This is a genomic window from Pseudomonas sp. PAGU 2196, assembly GCF_022179005.1.
Lineage (GTDB): Bacteria > Pseudomonadota > Gammaproteobacteria > Pseudomonadales > Pseudomonadaceae > Aquipseudomonas > Aquipseudomonas kermanshahensis.
In genome coordinates, this window is sequence record NZ_BNTL01000001.1 from 245,187 (window position 1) to 257,611 (window position 12,425).

At 62.4% G+C, this 12,425-nt stretch carries 10 protein-coding genes and 1 pseudogene; 5 read left to right on the plus strand and 6 right to left on the minus strand.

Annotated elements, in window-relative coordinates:
- Nucleotides 1–64: 64 nt before the first annotated feature.
- Nucleotides 65–1,117, minus strand: a pseudogene (locus MFF34_RS01170) (5-methyltetrahydropteroyltriglutamate--homocysteine S-methyltransferase); the annotation flags it as partial.
- Nucleotides 1,118–1,457: 340 nt separating this feature from the next.
- Between MFF34_RS01170 and MFF34_RS01175 the strand changes: the two are divergent.
- A complete protein-coding gene (locus MFF34_RS01175; protein ID WP_238209685.1) occupies nt 1,458–2,945 on the plus strand; it encodes a methylenetetrahydrofolate reductase C-terminal domain-containing protein in 1,488 nt (495 codons plus the stop codon).
- Here MFF34_RS01175 and yjiA read toward each other — a convergent pair.
- From yjiA to MFF34_RS01190, 3 genes are all read right to left on the minus strand, one after another.
- Nucleotides 2,905–3,882 carry a GTPase gene (gene yjiA / locus MFF34_RS01180; protein ID WP_027595235.1) on the minus strand — a complete coding sequence of 326 codons (978 nt, stop codon included), beginning with the start codon at nt 3,880–3,882 and terminating at the stop codon, nt 2,905–2,907. The genes MFF34_RS01175 and yjiA overlap by 41 nt on opposite strands.
- Nucleotides 3,883–3,960: 78 nt before the next feature.
- Nucleotides 3,961–4,158 (minus strand): YbdD/YjiX family protein, encoded by a 198-nt coding sequence (locus tag MFF34_RS01185; RefSeq protein WP_027595234.1) that lies wholly within the window; start codon nt 4,156–4,158, stop codon nt 3,961–3,963.
- Between the two features lie 17 nt (nt 4,159–4,175).
- Nucleotides 4,176–6,242 (minus strand): carbon starvation CstA family protein, encoded by a 2,067-nt coding sequence (locus MFF34_RS01190; RefSeq protein ID WP_238209686.1) that lies wholly within the window; start codon nt 6,240–6,242, stop codon nt 4,176–4,178.
- 164 nt (nt 6,243–6,406) lie between these two features.
- Here MFF34_RS01190 and MFF34_RS01195 point away from each other — a divergent pair, with 164 nt between their 5' ends.
- Nucleotides 6,407–6,772, plus strand: coding sequence for a PilZ domain-containing protein (locus tag MFF34_RS01195; protein ID WP_238209688.1), 366 nt, complete (start codon nt 6,407–6,409; stop codon nt 6,770–6,772).
- A 265-nt stretch (nt 6,773–7,037) separates the two neighbouring features.
- Complete coding sequence (locus MFF34_RS01200; RefSeq protein WP_033694267.1) at nt 7,038–8,555, plus strand: nucleobase:cation symporter-2 family protein; 1,518 nt, start codon at nt 7,038–7,040, stop codon at nt 8,553–8,555.
- Between the two features lie 157 nt (nt 8,556–8,712).
- On the opposite strand, the gene radA is transcribed toward MFF34_RS01200, so the two are convergent.
- Nucleotides 8,713–10,083, minus strand: a complete 1,371-nt coding sequence (gene radA / locus MFF34_RS01205) for a DNA repair protein RadA (protein ID WP_027595231.1) — start codon at nt 10,081–10,083, stop codon at nt 8,713–8,715.
- A 176-nt stretch (nt 10,084–10,259) separates the two neighbouring features.
- Between radA and mscL the strand changes: the two genes are divergently transcribed.
- Nucleotides 10,260–10,679 (plus strand): large-conductance mechanosensitive channel protein MscL, encoded by a 420-nt coding sequence (gene mscL / locus MFF34_RS01210; protein WP_027595230.1) that lies wholly within the window; start codon nt 10,260–10,262, stop codon nt 10,677–10,679.
- Nucleotides 10,680–10,711: 32 nt separating this feature from the next.
- Here mscL and MFF34_RS01215 read toward each other — a convergent pair whose 3' ends face one another.
- Nucleotides 10,712–11,488, minus strand: coding sequence for a ferredoxin--NADP reductase (locus tag MFF34_RS01215; protein WP_085273933.1), 777 nt, complete (start codon nt 11,486–11,488; stop codon nt 10,712–10,714).
- Nucleotides 11,489–11,701: 213 nt separating this feature from the next.
- Between MFF34_RS01215 and MFF34_RS01220 the strand changes: the two genes are divergently transcribed.
- Entirely contained in the window at nt 11,702–12,409 is a 708-nt protein-coding gene (locus MFF34_RS01220; RefSeq protein WP_238209690.1) for an autoinducer binding domain-containing protein, read from the plus strand.
- Nucleotides 12,410–12,425: the final 16 nt, after the last annotated feature.

Consider the following 12,425-nt stretch of genomic DNA (forward strand, 5'->3'; position numbering starts at 1 on the left):
CTCCCTGTCGAGTACGTTTCGAGCCGGCATTATAAGCACCTCATCACACGGCAAGGAGGCGTTAGGCAGCCGCGACGTCAAAAGCCTCTGGCGCTTTGACGGCGTTGGCCAGCACGGCCACTTGCTGGCACTTCTGCACGGCAAGGCCCACCGAGCTGTGCAGCAGCGAGCAAGACGGCGCGACCCACAGGCGGTCACCCAGGCGTTCGGCGGCGTGCTGCAGGACGGTAACGGCTTTTTCCAGGTCGCCGGCCGTGTCGTCATAGCCGTTGACCAAGCCCAGCGACAGGACCTTGTAGGCGGGCAGGCGGTCGAGGATGGTGGGGTATTGGTCTGGGGCACGCACCAGGTCGATGTGCAGGCCATCGACTGGCAGGTTGGCCGCCAGGCCGAGGTTTTCTTCCAGGCCACCGAAGTAGGTGGTGATCAGTTTCTTCAGCGGTGCGCGCTGCAGGATGTTGTAGACGCGCTCGTAGGCGTTTTTCCAGTCCTGCGGCAGGTCGAGTACCAGGATCGGCTCGTCGATCTGCACCCACTCGACGCCCTGCGCGGCCAGGCGATTGAAGATTTCGTCGTACAGCGGTAGCAGGCGATCCACCAGGTCCAGCTTGTCGAAGTCGGCGCCTTGGGTGGTGCCCAGCCACAGGTAGGTCAGTGGGCCGATCACCACCGGCTTGACCGCGTGGCCCAGGGCCTTGGCTTCTGCAACCTCTTCGAACAGCTGCTCCCAGCTCAGGGCGAACTGCTGATCGGCGCTGAACTCAGGTGCCAGGTAGTGAGCGTGTGTGTCGAACCACTGGGTCATTTCCTGGCCACGTGCCATGGCGAACAGGGTTTGCAGGGTTGGCTTGGCACCGTCGTGGCTGCGCAAACGCTTGGGCACAACGCCGAAGGTCAACGAGTGGGTGAGCACCTGGTCGCACCAGGCGAAGTCGCCCACGGGCAGCAGGTCGATACCTGCGTCTTTCTGTTCCTGCCAGTGGGTGGCACGCAGATCACGGCCTACCGCGCGCAGCCCGGCTTCGTCGAGCTCACCGGTGCAGAAGGCTTCCTGGGCTTTTTTCAGTTCGCGATCGTGGCCGATGCGCGCGAAACCCAGGTTGTGTGCCAGTGCCATGTCTTGCCCCTCTGAACGCAAAAGTGAATGCGGGAATTTTCGTGGCAACCGAGCCTTGAGACAAACTCATTTAATTTAAGATGAAATCAAGATTTCCTCATGTTTATGTGAGGTCTGTAGGAGCAGCCTTGTGCTGCGAAGAGGCCCTTGCGGCTAATACATCTCTACCCGGCATACGGGCCTCTTCGCAGCGCAAGGCTGCTCCTACACAGAAGCGCGCGAAAACACCGGTGCAGAGCACGGGGATGTCTTGTTCAGAGCAGCGCGCTACGCATGCGGACATGACCCTCTCGGCCATTTGCCGCACAATGCCACCCTGCCCCAATTCGGTGCCCGATCCATGAGCCTGCTGAAAACGGCGCTGCACGAAAAAACCTTCGTCTGCGTCATGGAGTTCGTCCCCAAGCCGTCGTCGGAACGCTTCGCCGCCATGCAAGCGATCATGGCCCGCGGGCACCTGTGTGGCTGGCCGATGACGGTGGCCATCGGTGATCGCGTCGGCAGCCCGCTGGACATGTCGCCCCTCGACGCCCTGGCCAGCTTCAGCTCGCCGGTGCCGGCCTTGCCGCACTTCTCGGGCAAGGACCGCGAACCCCACCACTTGCTTGCGCAACTGCAACGCATGGACGCCGATGGGCTGGACCAGTTACTGCTGCTCACCGGCGACCGCCTGCCCGGCCATCAACCTGGGCAGCGCCCGGTGCGCTACCTGGAATCGGTGGCCGCCCTGCAGATCGCGCGCCAAGCCTGCCCGCACTGGCTGCTGGGTGCCGCGCTCAACCCGTTCAAGTACTGCGAGGAAGAAGGGGGGGCGCAGTACTTCAAAGCCGAGAAAAAACTCGCCGCAGGGGCCGATTTTCTGACCCTGCAACTGGGCTTCGATGCCAGCAAGCATCAGGAAGCCCAGACGTGGATGAACCGTCAGCCCAACCCGAAACCTTTGCTGGCGTGCCTGATGAGCCTTACCCACGGGCGCGCCGCCATGCTCGATCACGTGGCCGGGGTGACGGTCACCCCGTCCATGCGCGACATGCTCGAAGCCGAGGCCGCCGTGTCCAAGGCGTACGCACAGGCGCGCAGCGTCGACCGCCTGGCCCTGCAGGTCATCGGTGTGAAGTTGATGGGTTACGCCGGTGTGCACCTGTCGGGCATTCACGAACTCAAGCAGTTGCTGGCCCTGGAAGAACGCCTCGAATATTGGCAAGCACAGCTCCATTCGCTGGAGCAATGGGCGCCCGCCTGGACTGCCAGCTGGCAGGTGCACGGCCTGCCCGCCGTGGTCTTCCACCCCCCAGCAGCCAGCTGGCGCCAGGGCGAGTCGAAGGTCAGCGCGTCGAACACAGAAAAAGCGCGCTACCACCTGCTGCACGCCTTCCATGCCCTGCTGTTCAGCCGCAACAACTGGTTGAGCAAGGCATTCGGCTGGGCCGTTCGCCAACCGCTGTGGGCCTCGGCCCCAGGCGCCCGCGTGCTGCATGGGGTCGAACGTGCGGTGAAACGCCCGTTGCTGGGCTGCGACACCTGCGGCCGCTGCCGCCTCGAAGACACCCTCTACATCTGCCCGGAAACCTGCCCCAAAGGCCTGGCCAACGGCCCCTGCGGCGGCACCTCGCTGAACCGCTGCGAATTCGGCGACCGCGAGTGCATCCACAGCGTCAAATACCGCACCGCCAAGGCCGTGCGGCAGACTGCAGTGCTGACTGAGCGCCTGATCCCGTGCATCGAGGTGCACACCCGCCACCGCAGTTCATGGCCGGCCTGGTTCGCGGCTCAGGCACCTCAGCGGCTCAAGGCTTGCTCAAAGCCTCGAACCCAGCCCGAATCGTAGCCTCGGGCAGTTCGTCGGCAATGAACACCATCACGCTTTCGCGTGCCTCGCCTGCTGCCCACTCGGCATCCCAGTCAAAGCCGTACAGTTTCAGCACGCCCTGAAACACCAGGCGACGGTCTTCGCCGGCAATGTTCAGCACGCCCTTGTAACGCAGCAACTGCTTGCCATGGGTTTCCAGCAGTTCGTTCATGAAGTCGCTGAGCCGGTCGATGTCCAGCGGGGTGTCGGTGCGCAGCACCAGGGTGGAGATGCGGTCCGGGGTGGCCGGTTTGAGCACCGGGCGCAGGGTGGGTTTAAGGCTGGCGCCCAAGTCGGTATTGAGGTTGAAACCGCGCACATCGAGCAGCTCGGCCAAATCGATGCGCCCGTGCTCGACCACACGCACAGCGGCACGGCCGTTGATGCGCGACAGCCGCTCGCGCAGGGCCTCCACCGCCGCAGGCTCGACCAGGTCAGTCTTGCTCAGCAACAGCCGGTCGGCAAAACCGACCTGGGCCTGGGCGATGGCCTGGGTCAGGTGCAGCTCGGCATGGGCGGCATCGACCAAGGTGATGATGCCGTCGAGGATGTAGCGGTCACGCAGGTCCTCGTCGATGAAAAAGGTTTGCGCCACCGGTGCCGGGTCGGCAAGGCCGGTGCACTCGATCACCAGGCGGTCGAAGGCGATCTCGCCAGCGTCCAGGCGTTCCAGCAGCAGGTACAAGGCACGGGTCAGGTCGCCATGAATGCTGCAACACACGCAGCCGTTGGCCAGGGTCATGACTTGCACCGGCTCGTCACCCAGCAGTTGGCTGTCGATACCGGCCTCGCTGAACTCGTTTTCGATCACGGCGATCTTCAGGCCGTGCTCGGCCTTGAGCATGTGCTTGAGCAAGGTGGTCTTGCCGGCACCCAGAAAGCCGGTCAGTACAGTGACGGGGATAGGCGTTTGCACGCGATGTACTCCTGAAGCTGAAAATGACTGTGGGAGCCCGGTTGCCCGGGCTCCCACAGGTTCACAGGTGTTGCAGGCTCAACAGCACTTGGGCCCGGACTTGCCACCGTAGCGCGCTTCCTGGCGTTCGCGGAAGAACGCCTCGTAGCTCATCACCGGTTTGTCCGGGTGCTTGTTCTGCATGTGTTCGACATAGTTGTCGTAGTCGGGCATGCCGACCATCAGGCGGGCTGCCTGCCCCAGGTACTTACCCAGTCGACCCAGGTCGTTGAACATAGCTGCAGTCCTCTCGTTTACGCGTCAGGCAGCGCCTGGAACGGGGTTTCCTTGTCGGTGCGTTCCTTGCGGCCGAGGGCGGCGTAGCCGACCTTGATGGCGAAGAACAGGATGCTGAAGACCACCAGCAGGAACAAAATCGTCAGGCCCGCGTTGGTGTAGGCGTTGAAGATCACGTGCTGCATCTGGCCGATGTCCTTGGCCGGAGCCAGTACTTGGCCAGCGTCCAGGGCGGTGCTGTACTTCTTGGCCAGGGCCAGGAAGCCCACGGCCGGGTTCGGGTCGAACAGCTTGATCAGGCCCGCAGCGGTGGTGCAGATCAGCAGCCACACAGCCGGCAGCAGGGTCACCCAGATGTAGCGCTGGCGCTTCATCTTGATCAGCACCACGGTACCCAGCATCAAGGCGATACCGGCCAGCATCTGGTTGGAGATGCCGAACAGCGGCCACAAGGTGTTGATGCCACCCAGCGGGTCGATCACGCCTTGGTACAGCAAGTAGCCCCAGAGAGCCACGCAACCGGCGGTGGCGAGCAGGTTGGCGCCCCACGATTCGGTGCGCTTAAGGGCTGGCACGAAGCTGCCCAGCAGGTCCTGCAGCATGAAGCGGCCGGCACGGGTACCGGCGTCCACGGCGGTCAGGATGAACAACGCTTCGAACAGGATCGCGAAGTGGTACCAGAAGGCCATGGTGTTTTCACCCGGCAGCACCTGGTGAAGGATCTGCGCGATACCCACCGCCAAGGTTGGCGCACCACCGGCACGGGCCAGGATGGTGTGCTCGCCGATGTCGCGGGCGACCGCTTCGAGCTGCTCAGGGGTGATCAGGAAGCCCCAACTGCTGACCGTCTGCGCCACCGACGCCACGTCGGCACCGACCACAGCGGCCGGGCTGTTCATGGCGAAGTACACGCCCGGCTCGATCACCGAGGCGGCGACCATGGCCATGATGGCGACGAACGACTCCATCAGCATGCCGCCGTAGCCGATGTAACGGGCGTTGGTTTCGTTGTCCAGCAACTTGGGCGTGGTGCCCGAAGAGATCAGTGCATGGAAGCCCGATACCGCACCACACGCAATGGTGATGAACAGGAACGGGAACAGGGTGCCCTTCCAGACCGGGCCGGTACCGTCGGTGAACTGGGTCAGGGCCGGCATTTTCAGCTCAGGCGCGATGATCAGGATACCGATGGCCAGGCCCACGATGGTGCCGATCTTGAGGAAGGTCGACAGGTAGTCACGCGGTGCCAGTACCAGCCAAACCGGCAGTACGGCAGCGACGAAGCCATAACCCACCAGCATCCAGGTGATCTGCACGCCGGTGAAGGTGAACGCCGGGCCCCAGACCGGGTCTGCAGCGATCACGCCGCCGAGCCAGATCGACGCCAGCAGCAGCACTACGCCAACCACCGAGATCTCGCCAATGCGGCCCGGCCGGATATAGCGCATGTAGATGCCCATGAACATCGCGATCGGGATGGTCGCCATCACCGTGAACATGCCCCATGGGCTCTCGGCCAGGGCCTTGACCACGATCAGCGCCAGCACCGCGAGGATGATGATCATGATCAGGAAACAGCCGAACAAGGCAATGGTGCCCGGGATGCGGCCCATTTCCTCGCGCACCATGTCGCCCAGCGAGCGGCCATTGCGGCGGGTGGACATGAACAGGACCATGAAGTCCTGCACCGCACCGGCCAGCACCACACCGGCGATCAGCCAGAGTGTGCCGGGCAGGTAGCCCATCTGCGCGGCGAGTACCGGGCCGACCAGCGGGCCGGCGCCAGCGATGGCGGCGAAGTGGTGGCCGAACAGGATGTGTTTGTTGGTCGGGACGTAGTCCAGGCCATCGTTGTTGAGCACCGCCGGCGTGGCGCGGCGAGGGTCGAGTTGCATCACCTTGGTGGCGATGAACAGGCTGTAGTAGCGATAGGCGACCAAGTAGAGGGCCACTGCCGCGACCACGATCCACAAGGCGTTGATCGCCTCACCGCGACGCAGGGCAACCACACCCAGCGCGCAGGCCCCTATGACTGCCAGCGCCAGCCACGGAATATGGCGTAGCAGGCTATTATTGTTGTTCATGGTTTGCTTCCAGCTAGTGGATTGGAAAGACCGCCTATCGAGTCTAGGGCGAGTCATCGCGCATTGCCACACTTGCTTTGGTCTAGAGCCTCTGCGGCCAGATTGCGGTACCTGATGTACCTACCATACTCACTATAGTCAGGTTGTCACCCGGAGAGTCCCCCATGAGCGATCACGACGAACGCCGCCGTTTTCAACGTTTCCAGTTCGACGCCCCGACCAGGCTGTGCCAGGGCGAACGTTGCTGGGAGGTGAAACTGATCGACCTGTCCCTCAAAGGCCTGCTGGTCGAAAGCCCGCAAACCTGGGATCCCGACCTGAGCCAGGATTTCGAAGCCTACATCGTGCTCAACGATGAAGTGACCGAGGTGCAGATGCAGGTCGAACTGCGCCACGAAGAACCGGACCGCCTGGGCTTTGTTTGCCTCTACATCGACATCGATTCGATGACCCATTTGCACCGTCTTGTGGAATTGAACGTGGCCGACAGCACCGAAATGATGCGTGAGCTGCGTGAACTCATCGAATAATGGGATCTTTTAGCTAGCTAACATCCTCCCCACCCCGTGTTTCCTGTCTACCCAGACAGCTTTAAGCCTGGGTAGCAGTGCTTTGTACACACCCCTCTAGTACAGCCTCTGTCGACTTGGTACGCGTTCTGCATTGGGCTTTAGCACACCTTGCAAGCCTGCTTGTTCGCGCTCCAATCAAAATATTGTATACAATTGTTGTGGCAATCATTTGTAGGAAGTGTCTACAGTAGCGGCACAACAATAAACGCAGAGAGCCTGCTCCATGACTACGTCCCCTAGCACGTCTCCCGCCAAGCGCCCCGAGGATGAAAACCTCGGCCTTGGGGCCAACTTGGCCTATGGTCTGCAGCATGTGTTGACCATGTATGGAGGGATTGTCGCGGTACCCCTTATTCTGGGGCAGGCCGCAGGCCTGAACGGTGCCGAGATCGGCATGCTGATCGCCGCCTCGTTGTTTGCCGGTGGCCTGGCCACCTTGCTGCAGACGCTGGGCCTGCCGTTCTTCGGCTGTCAGCTGCCGCTGGTGCAGGGCGTGTCGTTCGCTGGCGTGGCAACCATGGGCGCGATCCTCAGCAGCGAGGGCGGCGGTGGCCTGCCAGGTGTGCTGGGCGCGGTCATGGCGGCCTCGTTCATCGGCTTCCTGATTACCCCCGTGTTTTCGCGCATCACCAAGTTCTTCCCGCCGCTGGTGACCGGCATCGTCATCACCACCATCGGCCTGACCCTGATGCCAGTGGCCGCACGCTGGGTGATGGGCGGCAACAGCGCCTCGCCGGAGTTCGGCAGCATGGCCAACATCGGCCTCGCGGCGCTGACCTTCGCCATCGTCCTGCTGCTGAGCAAGCTGGGCAGCGCGACCATCTCTCGTCTTTCGATTCTGCTGGCCATGGTCGTGGGCACCCTGATTGCCTGGGCGCTGGGCATGACCGACTTCAGCAAGGTTACCCAAGGCCCGATGTTCGCGTTCCCCACGCCATTCCACTTCGGCATGCCGGAATTCCACATCGCCGCGATCCTGTCGATGTGCATCGTGATCATGGTGACCCTGGTGGAAACCTCGGCCGATATCCTTGCGGTGGGCGACATCATTGAAACCAAGGTCGACTCCAAGCGCCTGGGCAATGGCCTGCGTGCCGACATGGCGTCGAGCATCCTGGCGCCGATCTTCGGCTCGTTCACCCAAAGTGCCTTCGCCCAGAACGTCGGCCTGGTGGCCGTGACCGGGGTCAAGAGCCGATATGTGGTGGCCACTGGTGGCGTGATTCTGGTGGTGCTCGGCCTGCTGCCGATCATGGGCCGGGTGATTGCCGCGGTACCCACCCCGGTACTGGGTGGCGCGGGCATCGTGCTGTTCGGCACCGTGGCGGCCAGCGGCATCCGGACCCTGTCCAAGGTCAGCTACAAGAACAACGTCAACCTGATCATCGTCGCCGCTTCGCTGGGCTTCGGCATGATCCCGATTGCCGCACCGACCTTCTACCACCACTTCCCGAACTGGTTCGAGACCATCTTCCACTCCGGCATCAGCTCGGCGGCGATCATGGCCATCCTGCTGAACCTGATCTTCAACCACTTCACAGCCGGTAATTCGGACCAGCAGTCGGTGTTCGCCGCGGCCTACGAGCGCACCATCCAGTATTCGGACATCTCCGCACTGCGCGATGGCGACTACTTCAAGGAGGGCAAGCTGTTCGATGCCGAGGGTAATGAAGTGCCGATGATGGAACTGGACGAGCATGGCAACGAGGCGCCCAGGCGCAGTGCGGTTGCCGAGCATTGACCGCTGATTGAGCGGTTACGCGGGGGGAGCCGATGCGCATCGTCGGCTCCCCTTTTTGTTTGCCTGCACCGGCCTCTTCGCGGGGCAAGCCCGCTCCCACAGAGACCCCGCTGCCTCTGTGGGCTGCGCAAGACCTGTGGGAGCGGCCGGTGCAGGATTACTCGAACAGGGCGTCCAAAGCCTGCTCCAGCCGGGTCACGGCAATCACCTGCAACCCCGCAGGCGGCTCCTTCGGCGCATTGCCCTTGGGCACGATGGCCCGCTTGAAGCCGTGCTTGGCCGCCTCTTTCAACCGCTCCTGGCCGCTGGGCACCGGCCGCACCTCACCCGACAGGCCAATTTCGCCAAACACCAGCAGCCCATGGGCCAACGGCCGGTTACGCAAGCTGGACATCACCGCAGCCAGCAACGCCAGGTCAGACGCGGTTTCGAGTACCTTCACCCCGCCCACCACGTTAAGGAACACGTCCTGGTCGTGGGTGGGAATGCCGCCGTGGCGGTGCAGCACCGCCAGCAACATGGCCAACCGGTTCTGATCCAGGCCCAGGGTCACCCGGCGCGGGTTGGCCAGGTGGCTGTCATCGACCAGCGCCTGTACCTCGACCAGCATCGGCCGCGTGCCCTCCCAGGTGGCCATCACCACACTGCCCGGCACTTCTTCCTGGGTGCGGTTGAGGAAGATAGCCGAGGGGTTTGAGACCTCCTTGAGGCCGCGGTCGGTCATGCCGAACACGCCCAGTTCGTTGACCGCGCCAAAACGGTTCTTCACCGCCCGCAGTAGCCGCAGGCGGCCATCGGACTCACCTTCGAAATACAGCACCGTATCGACCATGTGCTCGAGCACGCGCGGCCCGGCCAGCGAGCCTTCCTTGGTGACGTGGCCGACCAGGAAAATCGCCGTGCCGCTCTGCTTGGCGTAGCGCACCAGCAGTGCAGTGCTCTCGCGCACCTGGGCCACGCCGCCGGGCGCCGATTGCAGTTGTTCGGTGAAAATGGTCTGGATCGAGTCGATGACCATGACCCGGGGTTTTTCCACACGGGCCGTGGCGATGATGGTCTCGATGCAGGTTTCGGTCATCACCTTGAGCTGGTCCTGGGGCAGGCCCAGGCGGCGCGAGCGCATGGCCACCTGCTGTTGCGACTCTTCGCCGGTGACATACAGCGCGGGCATCTGCACCGCGATGTTGCACAACGTCTGCAGCAGGATGGTCGACTTGCCGATGCCTGGGTCCCCCCCGATCAGCACCACCGAGCCGTCTACCAAGCCGCCGCCCAGTACGCGGTCCAGTTCGGTGCTGCTGGTGGTAAAACGCGGGATTTCTTCCACACTGACTTCGGCCAGTGTCTTGATCTGCGCCTGCTGTCCGGTCCAGCCGGCACGGCCGCTGCTGGGCGCGGCCGCGCCGCCGCTTTCGATCATGGTTTCGACCAGGGTGTTCCAGGCCCCGCATTCACCGCACTGGCCGGCCCATTTGGGAAAGGTCGCGCCGCACTCGGTGCAGCCGTACAAGCGCTTGGCCTTGGCCATGGGCGGATTCTCCTGGAAAAACCGCCATGATAGCCGAGCGAGACGTGTCTCGAACGCTTCGAGATGCGACAAAACTATTCGTTCTAACCACAGTCATTAGGGCTGTACCTAACGCATGAAGCGTTTAAGTGGCTTACACTGCGTTTACATCACCATTTGTTACAAAGGAATCGAACATGGGCATGATCAGTGAGTTCAAGGCCTTCGCGGTCAAAGGCAATGTCGTCGACATGGCGGTCGGTATCATCATCGGCGCGGCCTTCGGCAAGATCGTCTCGTCCTTCGTGGGTGACGTGGTCATGCCGCCACTGGGGTTGTTGATCGGTGGCGTGGACTTCAGTGACCTGGCGATTACCTTGAAGGCTGCAGAAGGTGACATTCCAGCGGTGGTGCTGGCCTACGGCAAGTTCATCCAGACCGTGATCGACTTCGTGATCGTTGCGTTTGCCATCTTCATGGGTGTGAAGGCGATCAACCGCCTGAAGCGTGAAGAAGCCGTGGCACCGAGCGCGCCGCCCGTGCCAAGCGCTGAAGAAACGCTGCTGACCGAGATTCGTGACCTGCTCAAGACGCAGAACCAGAATCGCTTGCCCTGAAACGTACTGGGGCCGCATTGCGGCCCCGTGCGTTACCAGTAGTTTTCCACCGCCACCTGCCCCGGCCGCTTGCTCAAGCTCAACTGCAGGTCACGCGCCTTGAGCACCTTTCGGGTTTCATCGATCATCTCCGGGTTACCGCAGAGCATAATGCGCGAATGCTCGGGCGACAGTTCCAGCCCCGCCGCCTTCTCCAGCTCGCCATTCTCGATCAGCGTGGTAATACGCGCATTCAACGCACCTGGGTGCTGCTCGCGCGTGACCACCGGAATGAACTGCAACTTGCCGGCAAACTCGGCCAGGTAATCACGTTGCTCCAACCCGGCGATGTCGTCCACGTAGGCCAGCTCCTTCGCCTCGCGTACCGAATACACCAGCTTGATGCTGTCAAACCGCTCCCAGGCCTCGAAGTCCTGCAGGATGGACATGAACGGTGCGATGCCGGTGCCGGTGGCCAGCAGCCACAGGTCGCGGCCGCCGATAAAGCGATCGAGGGTCAGGAAACCAAAGGCCTGCCGGTCGATCAGTAAGCTGTCACCTGCGCCCAACCGGCTCAGTTCGCTGGTGAACTCCCCGCCAGGCACCACGATCGAGAAGAAGTCGAGGAACTCGTCATGGGGCGCGCTGACCATGGAGTAGGCGCGCCAGACTACACTGCCATCGGCCTTGGTCACGCCAAGGCGAGCGAACTGGCCCGCACGGAAGCGAAAACCCGAATCGCGCGTGACCCGCAGGCTGAAGAGGTTCGGCGTCAATGGCTGAACATCGAGCAGTGTCTGGCGGGTGAACTTTTCGGCGCTGGCGGTCATATCGGGCTCCAAGGTTGACGTGCGCACAGTGTCGCGCAAAGCGGCCTGGATAAAAACCACCGGTTTGTAAGGCCTCACCACGCCGATGCTGCCGATGACGCAGATAAGCCTGATCGCTATAACAAAAAATCCCAACGCCACACTAGGTCTTTTCCTACAATGATGCGGGTATGCAAACGGATTGGATCCTGTTGCCCCTTCGGAGTGTTACGGATGCATCACTGGAAGCCTGAGCATCTTCATCATTTTGTCAGCGAGCGATCCCCACGGAAGCTGTTCGACATCGCTGTGCACCTGGTGCAGGACCTGGGCATGCAACACCTCGGGCTGAACATCCGCATCCAAATCGCCACCCAGACGCCCCGGGTGTACCTCTATAGCAACTACCCCGCCGAGTGGATCGAGTGCTATCAGCGCGATGAGTTCTACAAGCAGGACCCTGCCGCACGCGTAAGCCATTGCCAGACCACCCCCGTGCTCTGGAGCGACGAGCTGTACCGTGAAGCGCCGCATTTTCGCCAGGCGGCCTGTGAGCACGGCTTGCGTCATGGCTGGACACAATCACTGCATGACTTGCAACACAACGAGAGCCAGGTCAGCGTCGCCAGGCCCGCAGAAAAAATAACGATCAACGAACTGTACGAAAAAGGCGGCAACGTGCAGTGGCTGTGCCACACCCTGCACGCCGTGCTGTGCGAGCACCACCTGAACGCCCTCTGCCCACCCCAGCCGAAAATGAGCGAGCGGGAACTGGAAGTGCTGAAATGGTCAGCCGCCGGCAAGACTGCCGCCGACGTCGCCTGCATCCTGTCGCTGTCGCAAAGCACGGTAAACTTCCACATCCGCAGCGTGATCACCAAGACCAACGCCGCCAACAAGGCCGGCGCCATCGCCATTGCCGCCCTGCGTGGGTGGATCTGATAGCCATTTCTGCGAC

Excerpts from the sequence above, each read along its gene's own strand:
- MFF34_RS01175 (WP_238209685.1), top strand. The coding sequence starts at position 1,458 with ATGAGCCTGCTGAAAACGGCGCTGCACGAAAAAACCTTCGTCTGCGTC.
- MFF34_RS01185 (WP_027595234.1), bottom strand. The coding sequence starts at position 4,158 with ATGTTCAACGACCTGGGTCGACTGGGTAAGTACCTGGGGCAGGCAGCC.
- MFF34_RS01190 (WP_238209686.1), bottom strand. The coding sequence starts at position 6,242 with ATGAACAACAATAATAGCCTGCTACGCCATATTCCGTGGCTGGCGCTG.
- MFF34_RS01195 (WP_238209688.1), top strand. The coding sequence starts at position 6,407 with ATGAGCGATCACGACGAACGCCGCCGTTTTCAACGTTTCCAGTTCGAC.
- MFF34_RS01200 (WP_033694267.1), top strand. The coding sequence starts at position 7,038 with ATGACTACGTCCCCTAGCACGTCTCCCGCCAAGCGCCCCGAGGATGAA.
- radA (WP_027595231.1), bottom strand. The coding sequence starts at position 10,083 with ATGGCCAAGGCCAAGCGCTTGTACGGCTGCACCGAGTGCGGCGCGACC.
- mscL (WP_027595230.1), top strand. The coding sequence starts at position 10,260 with ATGGGCATGATCAGTGAGTTCAAGGCCTTCGCGGTCAAAGGCAATGTC.
- MFF34_RS01215 (WP_085273933.1), bottom strand. The coding sequence starts at position 11,488 with ATGACCGCCAGCGCCGAAAAGTTCACCCGCCAGACACTGCTCGATGTT.
- MFF34_RS01220 (WP_238209690.1), top strand. The coding sequence starts at position 11,702 with ATGCATCACTGGAAGCCTGAGCATCTTCATCATTTTGTCAGCGAGCGA.